Here is a 12,948-nt window from a genome sequence, read left to right as displayed (position 1 = left end):
GCCAAGTATCGGTAGGCCGTGTGAACACTCTATGTCTGGAATATGACAATTAGATGAAAGGCCAGTATTTATGAAAAACCTGACAGGAAGGGGGAAGTGCAATAAATCCGGGGCTTGCGAGGAGGTTTAGGCGGCTGGAGCGATGTTTCGGAAACACTCTGTAATCGTTGCTGGCATTGATCCTTCCCACGCTCTGCGTGGGAACGCATCCAGTGACGCTCTGCGTCACGACCTTCAAAAGCGGACGCAGAGCGTCCAGGCCGGCATTCCCACGCAGAGCGTGGGAACGATCATTCAGCGCCCGCGCTTCCACAGGTAGCCGCCCACCGCCATCCCCATTACACACAGGACAGCCACGTAGTAAGCAGGCCCCATCGGGCTTTCCTTCATCAGCAGCGATACCGCCAGTGGCGTCAAACCACCAAATACGGCGTAGGCCACGTTATAGGAGAACGACAAACCGCTGAAACGCACCACTGGCGGGAATGCTTTCACCATCACGTAAGGCACTACACCGATGGTGCCCACAAACAGGCCGGTCAACGCGTACAGCGGGAACAACCAGTCCGGGTGGGCCATCAGGCTGTGATACAGCGTCCAGGAAGTGGCCAGCAGCAACGCGCAACCGGTGACCAAAACGCGACCGGCACCAAAACGGTCAGCCAGCGCGCCGGACGCAATGCAGCCCAGGCTCAGCGTAACGATCGCCAGGCTGTTAGCTTGCAGCGCAACCGTCGGGCTGAAGTGGTAGACGGTTTGCAGCACGGTCGGGGTCATCAGGATGACCACAACCACACCCGCCGACAGCAACCACGTCAACAGCATCGACAGCACAATGGCGCCACGGTGGTCACGCAATACCGCGCGCAATGGCAACTCGGCAGCCAGGGTTTTGCGCTGCTGCATCTCAGCGAAGATCGGTGTTTCGTGCAGCCAACGGCGCAAGTACACCGACAGCAGGCCGAACACACCCCCCAGCAGGAACGGGATACGCCACGCGTAATCCGAGACCTGCTCCGGGGTATAGAGGGTGTTGATGGCGGTAGCCACCAGCGAACCCAGCAGGATACCGGCGGTGAGGCCGCTGGTCAGGGTGCCGCAGGCATAGCCGATGTGGCGCGGCGGCACGTGTTCGGAGACAAACACCCAGGCGCCAGGTACTTCGCCGCCAATGGCGGCGCCCTGGATGACGCGCATCAGCAGCAACAGCAGCGGCGCCCACAGGCCGATCTGTGCGTAGGTCGGCAGCAGGCCCATGATCAGGGTCGGCACGGCCATCATGAAGATGCTCAGGGTGAACATTTTCTTGCGGCCCAGCAGGTCACCGAAGTGCGCCATGATGATGCCGCCCAGCGGGCGTGCCAGGTAACCGGCGGCGAAGATGCCGAAGGTCTGCATCATGCGCAGCCATTCGGGCATGTCGACGGGGAAAAACAGCTTCCCGACCACGGTAGCGAAAAACACGAAGATGATGAAGTCGTAGAATTCCAGCGCCCCGCCCAAGGCAGACAGCGAAAGGGTTTTGTAGTCGTTGCGGGTCAGCGGGCGCGAAGGTTGCGCGCTGCTTGCGGGCACGGAGGACATGGCAAGGCTTCTCTTATAGTAATCAGAACAGCAAGCCCGGGACTTGCGGCAGGTTTGGCAAGATAGCAAATCGTTTGAAAAAGCACAGCGTCTACCGAATCACAGTTCAAATGGGCGAAATATTCCCCATTCGTGCGCTTTCCCTGCAATCAGAAACACAGTTGCGCGAAAAAGCCGCATAACAGCCGCGATTTGCCGACCAAATGAGCGCCGGGAGGTCGTCGCGGCGCCAGCGTCTCGATATACTCGGCCCTTGCAAGCGCCAAACCCGCTGTCTTGAGGGGCTGCTGTGCCAAAACGTCGTTGGGTGCCACCCAGCCGTTTTGGCAGAGTTTCCCTTTAGTGCGCCTTACGAGAAACGTATCGAGCGGTGTATGTTGGTGCTGAAACGTTTTTCCCGAAGACGGCTATCCACTTGAAACACCCATGAAGCGTTACGGGTCAGAGGCACCCTTGGCATGATCGAACTCGAACAAGAAGATCCTATCCCGCAAGGCGATCTCGCCCTGCAAATCACCGCATTGCCACGTGAAACCAATGGTTTTGGCGATATTTTTGGCGGCTGGCTGGTCGCGCAGATGGACCTGGCAGGCACGGCAATGGCCAGCAAGGTCGCCGGCGGCCGCGTGGCTACCGTGGCCATTGATCGCATGGCCTTTCTGGTGCCGGTCGCGGTCGGTGCGCAATTGTCCTTCTATACCCAAGCCCTGGAAATTGGCCGTAGCTCGATCCAGATGATGGTCGAAGTGTGGAGCGACGACCCGCTGTCCAGTGAATGGCGCAAAGTTACCGAGGCGGTGTTCGTGTTCGTCGCCATCGATGGCAGCGGCCGCACGCGCTCGGTACCGTCGCGCGCGCGTTAAACCTCGTCGGGTTTTGACGGTCAATTGCCCCATTGCCTGCCATTAAAGAGTGCTTCGTATGCCTGTGCCCCACGTTGAAAGCGTAAAAATCGACGAACTGGACTGCTGGCGCATTCGCCACAACGGCGCTGAATTGATGGTGGCCCAACAGGGCGCGCACATCTTCAGTTACCAGCGCAAGGGCGAGCAGCCGCTGATATGGCCAAACCCTGCGGCGGTGTTCAAGCAAGGCAAAGGCATCCGTACCGGCGTGCCGGTATGCTGGCCATGGTTTGGCGTGTTTGACCGCAACCCGCAGAGCGTCAAGGAAATGCGCCAGAGCGAGCAACCGGCCGGTGCCCATGGTTTTGTGCGCACGGCACAGTGGGAGTTGGCTGCGAGCGAACTCGAAGGCCAGGCGCTACGGGTGGACTTGGTTCTGCCGGTTCCCGAGGGCGGCTTCCCCGGCTGGCCGCATCAGGTCAACCTGACGTTGAGCCTGCTGCTTGACGATCAACTGCACATCCGCCTGACCAGCCACAACCGTGGCACCGACACTGTGACCCTCAGCCAGGCGCTGCACACTTACTTCGCCGTGAGTGACGTACGCAAGGTGCAGGTCGAAGGGCTGGATGGGCTGGCGTATATCGACACCGCCGATGGCTGGGCCGAGAAGAAGCAGTCCGGCCTGCTGCACTTCAGTGCCGAGACTGATCGTATCTACCTGGATACGCCGGCGCAGTTGAATATTGTCGATAAGGATTGGCAGCGCCGCATTCAGCTCACCAGCCAGGGTTCGAGCTCGACCGTGATCTGGAACCCATGGACCGAACGCGCCAAGGCGTTTGACGACATGGCCGATGATGGCTGGCAGGGCATGCTGTGCATCGAAACGGCGAATGTGCTGGATGATGTGGTGAGCTTGGCGCCGGGTCAAAGCCATACTTTGGGCGTGAGCATCAACAGTATCGCCCTGTAAAAACCAATCAACATGTGTGAGCACGCTTGTGTGGGAGCTGGCTTGCCTGCTCCCACACAAGCCCGCTCCCACATTGGGTTCTGCGTCATGATCTAGAGATCGGACTCTTTCACTACCCTGACCTTCCCCGCATCCAGCGCATACGCCGCATCTGCCAGGTCATTGTTGACCTTCTCCACCTTCAACGTGCCCGTCACCCACAGCGGCGTGTAGATATCATCCAGCTTCAGCCCCTTGGGATAACGCACCAGCACCAACTGATTAGGCGGCGGTGGCGGCACGTGGATGCAGGCGCCTGGGTACGGCACCAGGAAAAACAGGGTGCTGCGGCCCTTCGCGTCGGTTTCCAACGGTACCGGGTAGCCACCGATGCGGATGTTCTTGCCGTTCATGGCGGCCACGGTCTTGGTCGAGTACATTACCGCCGGCAAGCCTTTGCTCTGCTTCAAGCCACCTTTGTCGGTGAAGGTGCCTTGGGCTTCGGGGGAGTTGTGGTCGATCTCGGGCATGGCCTCGAGGGCTTTCTGGTCTGAAAGCGGCATCAAGTCGAGCCAATCGGTTTCCGGCAGTTCACCGGCGTGCGCCAGGCCTGAGCCCAACAGGAGGAGTGTGAATAAAAGACGGCGCATGAAAAAGCTCGGCAAGTTCAGATGCCGAGCATTCTAGCCCTCTGCGCCTGCGCAGCGCAGAGGGCTTTGTCGCTTAAATCATTTCTTTCTCAGCAGGCCGTAGATCACCAGCAGCACGATGGCGCCGATCAGCGCGCCGAGGAAGCCCGCGCCTTGACCCGCCTGGTAGATGCCCAGGGCCTGACCACCGTAGGTGGCGACCAGGGAACCTGCGATACCCAGCAGGATGGTCATGATCCAGCCCATGCTGTCGTCGCCAGGCTTGAGGAAGCGCGCCAGCAGGCCGACGATCAAGCCGATAAAGATGGTTCCGATGATACCCATGGCATTTCCCTCTGAATGAAGTGAACTACACCAAAGCCTAGTCAGACTTTAGCGTCCTGCAATCAGAGAGGCGACGATAACCAATGGTTCCCGCCGCCCTCAAGGTTATTGCTCGGCGATCAATGCTTCGACCTTGAGGATCTGCGCCTCAAGGGTCGCACGGTCCTTGCAACGCAGGTTGGCGTGGCCAACTTTACGCCCGGCCTTGAAAGCCTTGCCGTAGTGATGCAGGTGGCAGTCATCAATGGCGATGACTTTTTCTACCGGCGGGACTGCGCCGATAAAGTTGAGCATGGCGCTCTCGCCGACCTTCGCTGTGGAACCCAGCGGCAAGCCCGCCACCGCCCGCAGGTGGTTTTCGAACTGGCTGCACTCGGCACCTTCGGTGGTCCAGTGCCCGGAGTTGTGCACGCGCGGGGCGATTTCGTTGGCCTTGAGGCCGCCGTCGACTTCAAAGAACTCGAACGCCATCACGCCGACGTAATCCAGCTGCTTGAGCACGCGGCTGGAATAGTCTTCGGCCAGGGCCTGCAGCGGGTGGTCGGTGCTGGCCACGGACAGCTTGAGAATGCCGCTGTCGTGAGTGTTGTGCACCAACGGGTAGAAGCGGGTCTCGCCGTCACGGGCGCGCACAGCGATCAGAGAAACTTCACCGGTGAACGGCACAAAGCCTTCCAGCAGGCAGGCAACACTGCCCAGTTCGGCAAAAGTGCCGACCACATCGGCAGCAGTGCGCAGGACTTTCTGGCCCTTGCCGTCATAACCCAGGGTGCGGGTCTTGAGCACGGCTGGCAGGCCGATGCTGGCAACGGCGGCGTCAAGGTCCGCCTGGGACTGGATATCGGCGAAGGCGGGGGTCGGGATACCCAGGTCCTTGAACATGCTCTTCTCGAACCAGCGGTCACGCGCGATGCGCAAGGCTTCGGCGCTCGGGTACACCGGCACGAACTGCGACAGGAAGGCCACGGTTTCGGCCGGGACGCTTTCGAATTCGAAGGTCACCAGGTCGACTTCATCGGCCAGTTGGCGCAGATGGTCCGGGTCGCTGTAGTCAGCGCGCAGGTGTTCACCCAGGGCAGCGGCACAGGCGTCCGGCGCCGGGTCCAGGAAAGCGAAGTTCATCCCCAGCGGGGTGCCCGCCAAGGCCAGCATGCGACCCAGTTGGCCGCCACCGATTACACCGATTTTCATCAATCAATACCTTCAGGCGATACGTGGGTCTGGATTGTCCAGCACGCTGTCTGTCTGCTCAGCACGGAATTTTTTCAGCACCGCATGGAACTGCGGGTGCTTGGCGCCCAGGATGCTGGCGGACAGCAACGCAGCGTTGATCGCGCCGGCCTTGCCGATTGCCAATGTAGCCACCGGAATACCGGCCGGCATCTGCACGATGGACAACAGCGAATCCACGCCCGAGAGCATCGACGACTGCACCGGCACACCGAGCACCGGCAGATGGGTCTTGGCCGCACACATGCCTGGCAGGTGCGCCGCACCGCCGGCACCGGCGATGATCACCTCGATGCCACGGGATTCTGCTTCATCGGCATACTGGAACAGCAAATCCGGGGTGCGGTGGGCAGAGACCACTTTCACTTCATACGGAATGCCGAGTTTTTCCAGCATATCGGCGGTGTGGCTAAGGGTGGACCAATCGGACTTGGAGCCCATGATCACGCCAACCAATGCACTCATCGTCGTGCCTCTTCTCTCTGGGCGCCCGCAGGCGCGTCAAAAAACAACAAGCCACGCGGGAAATCCGGCGTGGCTTGGTGTACGAATTAAGGCCGGTTGGACCGGCCGAAGGCCGCGCAGTATACCGTAATAATCCAGATAAACAGCCCCTGGAATGACCATCTGTCTTACGGCGCAAAGCGGCGGTTTTATTGACTTCCGAGTCAGCGAAACCGGCGCAAATTTCCCCTGAGAAAAAGGGTCAATGTGGGAGCTGGCTTGCCTGCGATAGCATCACCTCACTTATGGCTGATGTACCGAGGCGCCTGCATCGCAGGCAAGCCAGCTCCCACAGTTGATCTGCATTGCGCTCAAGTGTTTTGTGCAGCTCCACCTTCCAACTTGCGCCACAGCAGCCGCACGTTCGCCTTGCGCACCAGCGCGCAGCGATACAAGCGAATCTCCAGCGGCACATGCCATTGCGGGCCGCCGCACACCACCAGTTCGCCACGTGCCAGTTCGGCACGCACGCTCAACTGCGGCACCCAGGCGATACCCAAGCCTTCAAGGGCCATGCTCTTGAGACTGTCTGCCATGGCAGTTTCGTAAATGGTGGTGAAACGCAGGGCGCGCTGGCGCAGCAGCAAATTTACCGAGCGCCCGAGAAAGGCGCCGGCACTGTAGGCCAGCAACGGCACGCTGCCCTCACCCTCCAGGTCGAACAGCGGTTTGCCGTCGGCGTCGGCGGCGCACACCGGGAGCATCTCGGTGTTGCCCAGGTGCAGCGACGGGAAGATTTCCGCGTCCATCTGCATGGCCGCATCCGGGTCGTAGAACGCCAGCATCAAGTCGCAGCCGCCTTCGCGCAGGGCGTGCACTGCATCGCCAACGTTGGTGGCGACCAGTCGGGTCGCGATGTTAAGGCCCTCGTTACGCAGTTGCGCGATCCAGCGCGGGAAGAAGCCCAATGCCAGGGAGTGCGCGGCCGCCACTTGCATGACTTCGCCCTGCCCACCTTCCAGGTGATGCAAATGGCGCAGCACTTCACCGAGCTGTTCGACCACCGTGCGCGCGGTGACCAGGAACAACTGCCCCGCCGCCGTCAGCTCGACGGGCGTGCGCGAACGGTTGACCAACGTCAGGCCCAACGCGGCTTCAAGGCTACGGATACGCCGGCTGAACGCTGGCTGGGTGACAAAGCGCCGCTCCGCTGCCTGGGAAAAGCTGCGGGTTGCCGCCAGGGCGCTGAAGTCTTCCAGCCATTTGCTCTCAAGGTTCATCGCTTCCTCCCACGGACACGCACCATTTTGGCACACACGCCCGCCATGATAACCGGGTCACATCAACATTATGCCGTTTGTGCATAGGCCAGTGTTTAACAGCATTGGCCCAAAAACTTCTACAAGCCTAGCATTCGCAGCGTTCCGGCCTGTTCCGGGTCCATATCGAGATGATTTCCGTCATGTCCTCCGCTGCATCATTCCGCACAGAAAAAGACCTGCTTGGCGTACTCGAAGTACCGGCTCAAGCGTATTACGGCATCCAGACCCTGCGAGCGGTGAACAACTTCCGCCTCTCGGGCGTTCCGATTTCGCATTACCCGAAATTGGTGGTCGGCCTGGCAATGGTCAAGCAAGCAGCCGCTGACGCCAACCGCGAGTTGGGCCAGCTCAGCGAAGCCAAGCACGCTGCCATCAGCGAAGCCTGTGCCCGTCTGATCCGCGGCGATTTCCACGAAGAGTTCGTGGTGGACATGATTCAAGGCGGCGCTGGCACTTCGACCAACATGAATGCCAACGAAGTCATCGCCAATATCGCGTTGGAGGCCATGGGCCACAACAAGGGCGAGTACCAGTACCTGCACCCCAACAACGACGTGAACATGGCGCAGTCGACCAACGACGCCTACCCAACCGCGATCCGCCTGGGTCTGCTGCTGGGCCATGACGCGCTGCTGGCCAGCCTCGACAGCCTGATCCAGGCGTTCGCCGCCAAAGGAGTCGAGTTCGGCCACGTGCTGAAAATGGGCCGTACCCAATTGCAAGATGCCGTGCCGATGACCCTCGGCCAGGAATTCCGCGCCTTCGCCACCACCCTGGGTGAAGACCTGGCTCGCCTGAAAACACTGGCGCCAGAGCTGCTGACCGAAGTGAACCTGGGCGGCACCGCCATCGGCACCGGCATCAACGCCGACCCGCGTTACCAGGCCCTGGCCGTACAACGCCTGGCGCTGATCAGCGGCCAGCCGCTGGTTCCGGCTGCCGACCTGATCGAAGCCACCTCCGACATGGGCGCTTTCGTGCTGTTCTCCGGCATGCTCAAGCGTACTGCGGTGAAGCTGTCGAAGATCTGCAATGACCTGCGTCTGCTGTCCAGCGGCCCACGCACCGGCATCAACGAGATCAACCTGCCGGCACGCCAGCCAGGCAGCTCTATCATGCCCGGCAAGGTTAACCCGGTGATCCCGGAAGCCGTGAACCAGGTCGCGTTCCAGGTTATCGGTAACGACCTGGCCCTGACCATGGCAGCCGAAGGCGGCCAACTGCAGTTGAACGTGATGGAGCCGCTGATCGCTTTCAAGATCTTCGACTCGATCCGCCTGCTGCAACGCGCCATGGACATGCTGCGCGAACACTGCATCGTCGGCATCACCGCCAACGAAGCCCGTTGCCGCGAACTGGTGGAACACTCCATCGGTCTGGTCACCGCGCTGAACCCGTACATCGGCTATGAAAACGCCACCCGCATTGCGCGTATCGCCCTCGAAAGCGGCCGCGGCGTGCTGGAACTGGTGCGCGAAGAAGGCTTGCTCGACGACGCCATGCTCGACGACATCCTGCGCCCCGAAAACATGATTGCTCCACGTTTGGTCCCGCTGAAGGCCTAAGCGTTTGATGCACCGCTCACCAGGTTGAGGGACTAGACACCTCTCACCTTTTGAGGGCCTGAAGGCTCGTTCTTCAGGCCCTTTTTTTTGCCCCAAGGTTGTGAAATGACGCCCATAAAAAATCCAATATCGCCCTGCAAACCCTCCTTGCCTGCAACCGCCTGGCTGAAACCTTTAATCGCCCCGTGCAGACGGATCACGCTCGCCTAGGTATAGTGCCGCCCCTCTTCGCGTCTGCGGCCGTCGGTAACGAGGCCCGCAGACATCGCGAAAGCGCATGAATAACAACACCCGCAAAAGGATTGGGGCGAAGCGTCGTGCACTGCCTGGTGCTGAGCGACGCGTCGGACCGTCCTGCGTTTGCCATTAGAAAAATCAGCGAGGAACACTCCATGCTCGAAGTCATCAACGACTTCCTCTCAGGGAAAGTACTGATCGTGCTCATTGTCGGGCTCGGCGGTTATTTCACGATCCGCTCGCGTTTCGTACAGTTGCGTCACTTTTTCCACATGTTCTCGGTGTTCAAAGACAGCCTGAAGAGCAGCGCCGGCCAGCTCAGTTCCTTCCAGGCGCTGATGCTCAGCCTGGCCGGCCGCGTGGGTGCCGGTAACATCGCCGGTGTCGGCATTGCCGTGACCCTGGGTGGCCCGGGTGCCGTGTTCTGGATGTGGGTCACCGCACTGGTGGGCATGTCCTCGAGCTTTATCGAGTGCTCCCTCGGCCAGTTGTACAAGCGCACCGATGCCGAGGGCACCTACCGTGGCGGCCCGGCGTATTACATCCAGCACGGCTTGCAGAAGCGCTGGCTGGGTATGGTCATGGCGTTCCTGTTGCTGGTGACTTTCGGTTTCGCCTTCAACGGCCTGCAAGCCCACGCCGTGACTCACTCGCTGAACAACGCCTTTGGCCTGGACACCACCTACACCGGCCTGGCGCTGGCGGTATTGCTGGGCCTGGTGTTCATCGGCGGGATCAAGCGCATCGCTTCGATTGCCGACCTGCTGGTGCCGGTCAAGACCCTGGTCTACATCGCTGTGACCCTGTACGTGATCGTGCTGCAATTCGACCACGTGCCGGCCATGCTCGCGACCATCGTCAAAAGCGCTTTCGGCCTCGACCAAGCCTTCGGTGGCCTGGTGGGCAGCGCGATCATCATGGGTGTGAAGCGCGGCGTGTTCGCCAACGAAGCCGGTCTGGGCAGTGCGCCTAACGTGGCGGCAGTGGCCTCGGTAGAACACCCGATCGCCCAAGGCGTGGTGCAGGCGTTCAGCGTGTTCCTCGACACCTTCGTGATCTGTACCTGCACCGCGTTGCTGATCCTGCTCTCCGGTTTCTACACCCCAGGCTTTGAAGGCGACGGCATTGCCCTGACCCAGAACTCCCTGGCGGCGGTGGTCGGTGACTGGGGCCGGATGTTCATCTCGGTAGCCCTGGCGTTGTTCGTGTTCACCTCGATCATGTACAACTACTACCTCGGCGAGAGCAACCTGCGCTTCCTGGTGGGTAACAACCGCAAGGTGCTGATGGGCTACCGTGCGCTGGTGCTGGTGCTGATTTTCTGGGGTTCGATCGAGAACCTGAGCACCGTGTTCGCCTTCGCCGACATCACCATGACCCTGCTGGCGTTCGTCAACCTGTTCGCCCTGGCGTTCCTGTTCAAGATTGCCATGCGCATCCTCAATGACTACGACAACCAGCGTGCCGCAGGCATCAAGACGCCGGTGTTCGACTCCAGCCAGTTCCCTGACCTGGACCTGGACCGCAAGGCCTGGCCGGCCAACCCGGCAAAGCCGGCAGAAGTCACCTCGGCTGAACTGAGCGCTCAAGCGCAACGTTAATCACCGCTAGATGACACGCCGCCCGGCCTTGGGCATGCTCTGGGCCCGGCGGCGTTTTTCGTTCAGGAGATTTTTCATGCAACCAGCTAACAACGTGATGGTGCTCTACACCGGCGGCACCATTGGCATGCAGGCCAGCGCCAACGGCCTGGCGCCTGCGTCGGGTTTTGAGGCGCGCATGCGCGAACAGCTCGCCGATGCAGCAGTGCCCACCTGGCGCTTTCAAGAGATGTCGCCACTGATCGACAGCGCCAACATGACGCCCACCTACTGGCAACATCTGCGCAGCGCCGTGGTTGAGGCCGTGGACGCAGGCTGCGATGCGGTGCTGATCCTGCACGGCACCGACACCCTGGCCTACAGCGCGGCAGCCATGAGCTTTCAACTGCTGGGCCTGCCGGCGCCGGTAGTCTTCACCGGCTCCATGCTGCCGGCCGGCGTGCCCGACAGCGATGCCTGGGAAAACGTCAGCGGCGCGTTGACCGCGCTGGGCGAAGGCCTGGCGCCGGGCGTGCAGCTGTACTTCCACGGCGCGCTGATGGCGCCGACCCGTTGCGCGAAAATCCGCAGCTTCGGTCGCCACCCGTTTGCGGCCCTGCAGCGCAATGGCGGCGTCGCCCAGGCCGACATGATCCCGGCCGCCCTGCATTACCGCCAGCCCAAAGCCTTGGCCAATGTCGGCGTATTGCCGCTGGTGCCGGGCATCGCCGCCGCGCAACTGAACGCGTTGATCGACAGCGGCATCCAGGCGCTGGTGCTGGAATGCTTCGGCAGCGGCACCGGGCCGAGCGATAACCCTGATTTTCTCGCCAGCCTCAAGCGTGCGCAGGAACTGGGTGTAACCGTCGTGGCAATCACTCAATGCCATGAAGGCGGCGTGGAACTGGACGTGTACGAAGCCGGCAGCCGCCTGCGCGGCGTGGGCGTGCTGTCCGGTGGCGGCATGACCCGTGAAGCGGCGTTCGGCAAGCTCAATGCCCTGCTCGGCGCCGGGCTTGAGGCCAGTGAAGTGCGCCGCCTGGTGGAACTGGACCTGTGCGGCGAACTGAGCTGACCGGCATGTAACTTGCTCCACTTCCAGCCATCCCCTGGCTGGAAGTTTCCATGCTGCATTCCCACCTCACCACCCTCAATGCTGTTTCGCTGGTGCTCAACACCTTCAAAGGTTTGCCCCATGAGGCACTGCTGGCCGGCAGCGGCATCTGTGCGGCGGACTTGACCCGGGCCGACACGCGCATCACCACCAATCAGGAAATGCGCGTGTGCGCCAATGCCGTGGCCCTGCGCCGCGATGTCGGCCTGGAGCTGGGCGCACAAATGCATGTGTCGGCCTACGGCATGCTCGGTTACGCCCTGCTCACCAGTGCCACCTTTGGTGACGCATTGCGACTGGCCCTGCGGTATCCGGCGCTGCTGGGAACACTGTTCGAGTTGAGCCTTGAAGAGGACGGTGAGCGAATCTGGTTCACCGCCGGCGACTACCGGGAAAACCCCAGCCTGGAAATGTTCAACGTCGAGCTGTGCCTGGCGTCATTGAAAGTGATCTGCGACGACCTGCTCGGCCAGCCTCTGCCCTTACTGGCTGCGCGCTTTGAACATGATGCCCCCGACTATCGCATGCGCTACGCCGAGCGCTTCCCCTGCACGCTGCAATTTCAGGCCACCGCCAATGCCTTTGCCTTCGACAAACACTGGCTGGACCAGCCGCTGCCCCTGGCCGACGCCATTACTCACCAGGCGATGGCCGAGCGTTGCCGCAAACAAAACCTGGAGTTCACCGGGCGCCAGGCCTGGCTCGGCAGAATTCGCCAGCTGCTCGCCGCACAGCTCAACGCCGCGCCGGGCCTGGAGGGCTTGGCCGAGCAGATGAACTGTTCGGCACGCACCCTGCGCCGGCATCTGCATGACCTGGGCTGCAGCTACCAGGAGCTGCTGGACGAGCTGCGTTTCGAGCGCGCCAAGCAACTGCTGGCTGAGGACCACTGGCCGATTTACCGGATTGCCGAGGCACTGGGCTTCAGCGAAACGGCAAGTTTCAGGCATGCCTTTGTGCGTTGGAGTGGCGTGGCGCCGAGCCAATTTCGCGCATGATGCTTCATTGAGGGGCGAATTCAGGACAGATAATTTGGCCATAATTATCCCCTTTTGGCCGCTCCTGCCGTTCTCTTAAAGCACGCCCGCCGCAAGACTG

12 protein-coding genes are annotated in these 12,948 nt (G+C 61.2%); 6 read left to right on the top strand and 6 right to left on the bottom strand.

Features of this window, described 5'->3' with window-relative positions:
• Positions 1–294: 294 nt before the first annotated feature.
• Positions 295–1,584: an MFS transporter gene (locus tag AOA62_RS26945; RefSeq protein WP_017135797.1), complete on the bottom strand. Its 1,290-nt coding sequence runs from the start codon at positions 1,582–1,584 to the stop codon at positions 295–297.
• Between the two features lie 458 nt (positions 1,585–2,042).
• Here AOA62_RS26945 and AOA62_RS26940 point away from each other — a divergent pair, with 458 nt between their 5' ends.
• Positions 2,043–2,447, top strand: a complete 405-nt coding sequence (locus tag AOA62_RS26940; protein WP_003176975.1) for an acyl-CoA thioesterase — start codon at positions 2,043–2,045, stop codon at positions 2,445–2,447.
• Between the two features lie 58 nt (positions 2,448–2,505).
• The gene (locus AOA62_RS26935; RefSeq protein WP_099550239.1) at positions 2,506–3,405 is read left to right on the top strand and encodes a D-hexose-6-phosphate mutarotase; all 900 of its coding nucleotides are present in this window, start codon (positions 2,506–2,508) and stop codon (positions 3,403–3,405) included.
• A 92-nt stretch (positions 3,406–3,497) separates the two neighbouring features.
• Here the strand turns inward: AOA62_RS26935 and AOA62_RS26930 are convergent, their stop codons facing one another.
• From AOA62_RS26930 to AOA62_RS26910, 5 genes are all read right to left on the bottom strand, one after another.
• Complete coding sequence (locus AOA62_RS26930; RefSeq protein WP_017135795.1) at positions 3,498–4,034, bottom strand: DUF3299 domain-containing protein; 537 nt, start codon at positions 4,032–4,034, stop codon at positions 3,498–3,500.
• 78 nt (positions 4,035–4,112) lie between these two features.
• Positions 4,113–4,358, bottom strand: a complete 246-nt coding sequence (locus AOA62_RS26925; RefSeq protein ID WP_015886585.1) for a GlsB/YeaQ/YmgE family stress response membrane protein — start codon at positions 4,356–4,358, stop codon at positions 4,113–4,115.
• 105 nt (positions 4,359–4,463) lie between these two features.
• Complete coding sequence (locus AOA62_RS26920) at positions 4,464–5,549, bottom strand: 5-(carboxyamino)imidazole ribonucleotide synthase (protein ID WP_017135794.1); 1,086 nt, start codon at positions 5,547–5,549, stop codon at positions 4,464–4,466.
• A 12-nt stretch (positions 5,550–5,561) separates the two neighbouring features.
• Positions 5,562–6,053, bottom strand: a complete 492-nt coding sequence (gene purE, locus AOA62_RS26915) for a 5-(carboxyamino)imidazole ribonucleotide mutase (protein ID WP_003195648.1) — start codon at positions 6,051–6,053, stop codon at positions 5,562–5,564.
• Positions 6,054–6,403: 350 nt separating this feature from the next.
• Positions 6,404–7,312 carry a LysR substrate-binding domain-containing protein gene (locus tag AOA62_RS26910; RefSeq protein ID WP_017135793.1) on the bottom strand — a complete coding sequence of 303 codons (909 nt, stop codon included), beginning with the start codon at positions 7,310–7,312 and terminating at the stop codon, positions 6,404–6,406.
• A gap of 182 nt (positions 7,313–7,494) precedes the next feature.
• Between AOA62_RS26910 and aspA the strand changes: the two genes are divergently transcribed.
• The 4 genes from aspA to AOA62_RS26890 all read left to right on the top strand — a co-directional run bounded on the left by aspA (position 7,495) and on the right by AOA62_RS26890 (position 12,848).
• Entirely contained in the window at positions 7,495–8,919 is a 1,425-nt protein-coding gene (aspA, locus tag AOA62_RS26905) for an aspartate ammonia-lyase (protein WP_017135792.1), read from the top strand.
• 392 nt (positions 8,920–9,311) lie between these two features.
• Positions 9,312–10,757: a sodium:alanine symporter family protein gene (locus tag AOA62_RS26900; RefSeq protein ID WP_017135791.1), complete on the top strand. Its 1,446-nt coding sequence runs from the start codon at positions 9,312–9,314 to the stop codon at positions 10,755–10,757.
• Positions 10,758–10,833: 76 nt separating this feature from the next.
• A complete protein-coding gene (locus AOA62_RS26895; protein WP_017135790.1) occupies positions 10,834–11,811 on the top strand; it encodes an asparaginase in 978 nt (325 codons plus the stop codon).
• Between the two features lie 50 nt (positions 11,812–11,861).
• A complete protein-coding gene (locus tag AOA62_RS26890) occupies positions 11,862–12,848 on the top strand; it encodes an AraC family transcriptional regulator (protein WP_099550238.1) in 987 nt (328 codons plus the stop codon).
• The last annotated feature ends 100 nt before the right edge of the window (positions 12,849–12,948 follow it).

It is taken from the genome of Pseudomonas sp. 2995-3 (assembly GCF_002742565.1).
Taxonomy (GTDB): domain Bacteria; phylum Pseudomonadota; class Gammaproteobacteria; order Pseudomonadales; family Pseudomonadaceae; genus Aquipseudomonas; species Aquipseudomonas edaphica.
The sequence above is the reverse complement of the archived record's forward strand: the minus strand, read 5'-3'. Positions and strand labels throughout refer to the sequence as shown.

Coding starts and splice junctions, on each gene's coding strand:
- aspA (WP_017135792.1), top strand. CDS start 7,495: ATGTCCTCCGCTGCATCATTCCGCACAGAAAAAGACCTGCTTGGCGTA.
- AOA62_RS26900 (WP_017135791.1), top strand. CDS start 9,312: ATGCTCGAAGTCATCAACGACTTCCTCTCAGGGAAAGTACTGATCGTG.
- AOA62_RS26890 (WP_099550238.1), top strand. CDS start 11,862: ATGCTGCATTCCCACCTCACCACCCTCAATGCTGTTTCGCTGGTGCTC.
- purE (WP_003195648.1), bottom strand. CDS start 6,053: ATGAGTGCATTGGTTGGCGTGATCATGGGCTCCAAGTCCGATTGGTCC.
- AOA62_RS26940 (WP_003176975.1), top strand. CDS start 2,043: ATGATCGAACTCGAACAAGAAGATCCTATCCCGCAAGGCGATCTCGCC.
- AOA62_RS26895 (WP_017135790.1), top strand. CDS start 10,834: ATGCAACCAGCTAACAACGTGATGGTGCTCTACACCGGCGGCACCATT.
- AOA62_RS26920 (WP_017135794.1), bottom strand. CDS start 5,549: ATGAAAATCGGTGTAATCGGTGGCGGCCAACTGGGTCGCATGCTGGCC.
- AOA62_RS26930 (WP_017135795.1), bottom strand. CDS start 4,034: ATGCGCCGTCTTTTATTCACACTCCTCCTGTTGGGCTCAGGCCTGGCG.
- AOA62_RS26910 (WP_017135793.1), bottom strand. CDS start 7,312: ATGAACCTTGAGAGCAAATGGCTGGAAGACTTCAGCGCCCTGGCGGCA.
- AOA62_RS26945 (WP_017135797.1), bottom strand. CDS start 1,584: ATGTCCTCCGTGCCCGCAAGCAGCGCGCAACCTTCGCGCCCGCTGACC.
- AOA62_RS26925 (WP_015886585.1), bottom strand. CDS start 4,358: ATGGGTATCATCGGAACCATCTTTATCGGCTTGATCGTCGGCCTGCTG.
- AOA62_RS26935 (WP_099550239.1), top strand. CDS start 2,506: ATGCCTGTGCCCCACGTTGAAAGCGTAAAAATCGACGAACTGGACTGC.